This window comes from Frankia sp. KB5, from assembly GCF_002099325.1.
In the GTDB taxonomy this organism is placed as follows: Bacteria; Actinomycetota; Actinomycetes; order Frankiales; family Frankiaceae; genus Frankia; species Frankia casuarinae.
This window is the reverse complement of record NZ_MRUJ01000020.1, coordinates 1-5346: the sequence shown is the minus strand read 5'-3', so window position 1 is coordinate 5346 and position 5346 is coordinate 1. Positions and strand designations below refer to the sequence as shown.

Here is a 5346-nt window from a genome sequence, read left to right as displayed (position 1 = left end):
CGAGCCGGGCCGTGATTCTCGCGGCCGGCGTGGTGGTCGCCATGGTCACCGGGATCGATTACGTCTGTCGAGCTCTCACGCTGCGGCGGCGGGCCTCGCGGGATTCCGGCGGTGTCACCCCGCCGAGGGGCGCACCATCCACCGGCCTCTCGCCCGGCACCGGCCCCTCGGTGCGCCACCGGATGGCGGGGCCGGCCGGGTCCGACCCGTCGACGGCGGCCGGACCGACCATCAGGAAGACGGAGGGGCGGACCGATGCGCGCTGAGCTGCTGGCGGTGGGGGACGAACTTCTCTACGGCGACATCGTCAACGGCAACGCGGCCTGGTTGGGTCGGCAGCTGGCCGACGTCGGAGTGACCGTCACGACGTCAACGGTCGTCGGTGACGACATCGACATGATCGCCACGGCGATCCGGGTGGCACTGGACCGGGCTGACGTCGTCATCATGACCGGAGGGCTCGGTCCCACCCAGGACGACCTGACCCGCGAGGGCATCGCCGCCGCGGCCGGCGTCGGCCTGCGCCGGGACGACTTCCTGGAGTCGATGCTGCGGCGACGGTTCCGGGACATGGGCCGCGGTGACGGTGGCCGGCGCGTGCCCCAGATGAACTACCGGCAGGCGGACCTGCCCGAGGGGGCACAACCGCTGCCGAACGGCACCGGAACAGCCCCGGGGATACGGATGGAGATCGGGACTGGCGTCGTCTACGCGATGCCCGGTGTGCCGTTCGAGATGAACGGCATGTTCACCGCCAGCGTGCTGCCCGACATCCTGCGCCGGGCCGGGCAGCCCGCGGTGGTCGTCCACCGGGTGCTGCGCACGGCGGGCATGTGGGAGTCGGCCGTCGCCGAGGCCCTCGCGGACGAGGTCGACCGGCTTGCCCGGATCGGCAATCCGCGCATCGCGTTCCTGGCCAGTGGTGGCCAGACCCGGGTGCGTATCACGGCCCGGGCCCGGGATCGGGCCGAGGCCGAGATGCTGATCGCACCGGTGGAGACCGCGGCCCGGACCGCACTGGGCGCCGGGGTGTACGGCGGTGCGGACGACTCCCTCGAAGGCGTGGTCCTGGGGCTGCTCGTCCAGCGGTCGGCGACGCTGGCCGTCGCGGAGTCCATCACCGGGGGGCTGCTCGCCGGGCGGCTGACCGACGTCCCCGGTGCGAGCGCCGCGTTCCGTGGCGRCATCGTCTCCTACGCCACGGAGGTCAAGGCGTCGGCGCTCGGTGTCGACGAGGGGCTGTTGGCCGCCGAGGGCGCGGTGTCGTCGAGGACGGCCGCCGCGATGGCGGCGGGGGTCCGGTCCCGGCTGGGCGCCACCTAYGGGTTGGCCACCACGGGAGTCGCGGGCCCGCAGCCGCAGGAGGACAAACCGGTCGGAACGCTGCATATCGGCCTGGCCGGACCGGACGGCACCGTCACCCGGTCGGTACGGCTGCCCGGGGACCGGCCGCGCATCCGCACCTACGCGGTGGTGTCCGCGCTGGACCTGGTGCGTCGGATGCTCGCCGGRCTGCCGAACAGCGAGATGACCACAACCGGAGACGGCGCACCCTGATGCGCGAGACCAATCACCGGATCTGAGGTGCTTACACAGTTACAGTCCCGTCAACGAGGGCCCGATGGTCGCGGCGGTGGGTATACGGTGAACGCATCCCGCGGACGAAGGAGGAGGCTCGATGGTCCTGCTCCGACGCATGCTCGGCGAGGCGTTGCGCCGCCGCCGTCAGGATCAGCACCGCACGCTTCGGGAGGTGTCGTCGGCGGCACGGGTGTCGCTCGGCTACCTCTCGGAAGTCGAGCGTGGGCAGAAGGRGGCCAGCTCCGAGTTGCTCGCCGCCATCTGTGACGCACTGGGAGTACGGCTCGCGGACCTGCTGCGCGAGGTGAGTGAGGATCTCGAACTCGCCGAACTGGCGGTCGCCGCGCGAGTCGGCGCGCCCACCGTGGTGGTTCCCGCCCGCGCCGCGGTCGTCGACCGGGCGGCCTGAGTTGCGCGTCCGGCGTCTTCCGGTGTCCTGCCACGTCGGCTGTCCCGTTCACGTTCGGGGTCTGCTCCGTTCATGACGTGCGCTCCGTTCGTGATGTAGGTCCCGATGAGGTAGGTCTCGATGTGTGTCTCGTTCGCGATGTCGGGCTGTGCTGGACGTCGGGCTGTGCTGGACGTCGGGCTGTGCTGGACGTCGGGGCGTTCTGGACGTCGGGTGTTCTGGTCGCATACGGATCTCTTCACGGGGCACGCCGCAGGGAGCAGATGTCTCCGGCGTGAGAGAGGTCGAGTATGAGTGCCATCCGCAGCCCGCTGTCCGACGGGGCACGAAGTGTCACCGGTGAGGCCCTCCAGGGCACGTTGATCGACCTGATCGACCTGTCCCTGTCCGCCAAGCAGCTGCACTGGAACGTCACCGGGCGCACCTTCCGTAGTGTGCATCGCCAACTCGACGAGGTTGTCGATCTGGCGCGTCGTTACGCGGACGCCACCGCCGAACGTGCCGTCGCGATCGGGGTCAACCCGGACGGTCAGTCCTCGACGGTCGCCCGAAGCACCCACCTGCCGGGAGTGGAGGTGGGGTACATCCCGGATGAGAAGGTGATCCGGCAGACAACCGAGGTCCTCGCCGGGGTGGTCACGAGGATGCGTACCCGCATGGACGCGACCGAGAAGGCCGACCCGGTCACCCAGAACCTGATCATCGAGATCGTCCACGACCTGGAGGAGCAGCACTGGATGTTCCAGGCGATGGTGTGAGTCCCGCGCCGGTGGCGGTTTGCCCTCCCCGAAAGGGCCCTCCCCCGAAAAGGGTTGTCTGGTGGCGGGTGGCGGGTGGCGGACCCCTCCGCGACTATCCCGAGATAGTTCTCGTGGCGCAGGTTGGTGCCGATCGTCGTTCCCGGGCGGACTCCCGGGCATGGCCCGCAGGGAAAGAAGATCACGTGAATACCCCCGCGTGGCCGGAGGACGACGACGGCTGGTCGGAGTGCCGGCTGGTCCAGGTGTGCAAGAGCTGCAACGGATTGGGCGAGCTGCTGGTGGTCTTCGCCACCATGCGCGGCGGCTTTGTGCCGGCCTGCCGGACGTGTCTGGTCTGCGCGGGACGCGGCCGCACGGCGCTGCAGCCGCCCGTCTGAGTCCGCCGCGGGGTAACCGCCGCGGCTCCGGCGTGCGACGATCGATGTATGGCGAATGTCGTCCGCAAGATCTACCGCTATCTGTCGGCCTCGGCGAACCGGAAGTTCGACGAGAAGGCCGACCCGCGGGTGCAGATCGACCAGGCCATCATGGAGGCCCGGCAGCAGCACGAGGCGCTGGTCCAGCAGGCGGCGCTCGTCGTGGGTAACCAGCGTCAGCTGGAGATGCGCATGGCACGCCAGGTGGACGAGGTCGCGAACCTCACCGAGTCCGCCCGGTCCTCGTTGCTGCTGGCTGACAACGCGCGAGCGGCCGGTGACCTGGTCACCGCGGCCGGGTACGAGGAGACGGCCCAGGCATTCGCCAGCCAGCTGGTCTCGGCGGAAGCATCGCTGGAGGACCTGAAGAACCTGCACCGCCAGGCCGCCGCGTCCGCCCAGCAGGCCCGAACCGCGGTCGAGGACAACACCGTGCGGATGCAACGCCATCTCGCCGAGCGTGCCCGCCTGCTGACACAGATCGAGCACGCCGCCATGYAGGAGCAGATGACCAAGGCGATGGAGGGGATGTCCTCGCTCGCCCCGGCGGGGGACACGCCCACCCTCGGGGAGATCCGCGACAAGGTCGAGCAGCGCTACGCGGTCGCTCTTGGGCGTCACGAGCTCGCCTCCCAGGGGATGGAGGCGCGGATGATCGAGGTGCGGCGCGCGACCATGGACGCCCGGGCCTCCTCCCGCCTCGCCGAGTTGCGCGGTGACATGGCGGCCGGGGGCCAGCTTCCCGCTGGCGCGGGCGGTTCCGCCGCATCGCCCGATTCCGCGGCGTCGCCTGGTTCCGCGGCGTCGCCTGGTTCCGCGGCCAAGCCCACCGGCGGTGGGACGCCGTGAGTCGGATGGCGGACCGGCCGTGACCGGCTGGCCGGGTTGGGACGGGGCGCCGGGCGGGGCACTGCGGCCGGCGTTGCCGGACTGGGTGCGTGCCGATGTCGAACGCCGGTCGTTGCTGCGGACCGAACGGCGCGCCGGGCGTGGCGTCCGGTGGGCGCGTCGTCGGGCGGCGGTGACCGCCTTCGGATGGATCGCCGTGGCCTCGGTGACGCCGGTCGCCGCCGTCGTGGACGGTTGGGGTTGGCTGGTCGTGGGCGCTGCGGCGATCATCAGGGCGGGTCTCGCGGGCTGGGAGACGGCCGTGATCCGGCGGGAGGACCGCGGGTTCGCCCTGCCGAGCGCTCCCGCTCCGCCTCCCTGGGCGTTGCGGCACTCGGCGGCCGCCGAGCCGTTGCGCCGTGGCGAGGCGGGTCTGGCGGCGCTCGTCGCGATGGCCCGGACGCTTGCTCCCGGCGCCGCCCGCGGCCCGGTGCGGGCGGCCGTGGCCGGCGCCGCCGATCTGGTGGACGGGCTGCGGGTCACCGCCATGCGGGTCGTCGCGTGTGAAAGGGCGGCCCRAGCGGTGACGTATCCCGCTCGACGAGCCGAGATCCTGGCGACGAGGAAGGACCTGGTGGCCGAAATGTCGGCGTCGGTGGCCACTCTGGACGACCTGCTGGCAGCGGCCAGCGAGGTCGTGGGCACGGTGGTCGCGTCTTCGCCGGACCTGGCCCGACTGACCCAGCAGATCGAGGCTCTGCGTGGCTACGCTGCCGCACTGCGTGAACTTTCCGGTTGATCGCGGATGTCGACGGTGATCCCGGGTGTCGGTTGCCAGCGAAGATTTCAGTTGCGATGCGGCAGGTGCCGGGTGAGGTGGCGGTCAGCCACAGCCAGATGTGGTCAAACGGCTCGTTGGCGACGACGGAGGCGCCGGACCACGCGGTGGTCTCGGTCCAGTGAACATCTCGTGCAGGGCGGCCGGGGCGATGTTCTGGTCGGCATCCCAGCACAGGTCCACGTTGTCAGTGATCGTGCCGGTCTGCTCGCCGGTCGACACGATACCGATCATGGGAATGAACCCGCAGAGCTGRCTGCTTTCCGCCCGGAGATGGGTGTCCTGACGGGCGAAGGCGACACTGCGGGCCTGGCCCCGCCAGTGCAGCGGGACCACGAGCGTACCGCCGGGGGCGAGTTGGTCGAACCAGGCCGGGGGCAGGTCCCACGGCCCGACTTATCCGGATTTTGATCTTGCTGCCGCGGCTGGGCGCCGTGGCTGACTGGAACGCGAGGAGGTCGCCTGTGGTCACCTCGTTCAGGCTGCCACCGGTATGGATCACGATCGCGGTCA

5 protein-coding genes and 3 pseudogenes are annotated in these 5346 nt (G+C 70.9%); 7 read left to right on the top strand and 1 reads right to left on the bottom strand.

What is annotated here, in order from left to right:
* The 7 genes and pseudogenes from KBI5_RS27265 to KBI5_RS02140 all read left to right on the top strand — a co-directional run.
* A pseudogene (locus KBI5_RS27265) lies at positions 1 to 266 on the top strand (CDP-alcohol phosphatidyltransferase family protein); the annotation flags it as partial.
* Positions 256 to 1557, top strand: coding sequence for a competence/damage-inducible protein A (locus tag KBI5_RS02165; protein ID WP_085014175.1), 1302 nt, complete (start codon positions 256 to 258; stop codon positions 1555 to 1557). The pseudogene KBI5_RS27265 and the gene KBI5_RS02165, both read left to right, overlap by 11 nt.
* A gap of 121 nt (positions 1558 to 1678) precedes the next feature.
* Positions 1679 to 1927, top strand: a pseudogene (locus KBI5_RS02160) (helix-turn-helix transcriptional regulator); the annotation flags it as partial.
* A gap of 353 nt (positions 1928 to 2280) precedes the next feature.
* Entirely contained in the window at positions 2281 to 2748 is a 468-nt protein-coding gene (locus tag KBI5_RS02155) for a DNA starvation/stationary phase protection protein (protein ID WP_011437912.1), read from the top strand.
* Positions 2749 to 2933: 185 nt separating this feature from the next.
* The gene (locus KBI5_RS02150; RefSeq protein WP_023840200.1) at positions 2934 to 3128 is read left to right on the top strand and encodes a hypothetical protein; all 195 of its coding nucleotides are present in this window, start codon (positions 2934 to 2936) and stop codon (positions 3126 to 3128) included.
* A 48-nt stretch (positions 3129 to 3176) separates the two neighbouring features.
* Positions 3177 to 4016 carry a PspA/IM30 family protein gene (locus KBI5_RS02145; protein ID WP_085014173.1) on the top strand — a complete coding sequence of 280 codons (840 nt, stop codon included), beginning with the start codon at positions 3177 to 3179 and terminating at the stop codon, positions 4014 to 4016.
* Between the two features lie 19 nt (positions 4017 to 4035).
* Positions 4036 to 4794, top strand: coding sequence for a hypothetical protein (locus KBI5_RS02140; protein ID WP_085014176.1), 759 nt, complete (start codon positions 4036 to 4038; stop codon positions 4792 to 4794).
* Between the two features lie 279 nt (positions 4795 to 5073).
* Here the strand turns inward: KBI5_RS02140 and KBI5_RS28580 are convergent.
* Positions 5074 to 5214 (bottom strand): annotated as a pseudogene (locus tag KBI5_RS28580) (methyltransferase, FxLD system); the annotation flags it as partial.
* Positions 5215 to 5346: the final 132 nt, after the last annotated feature.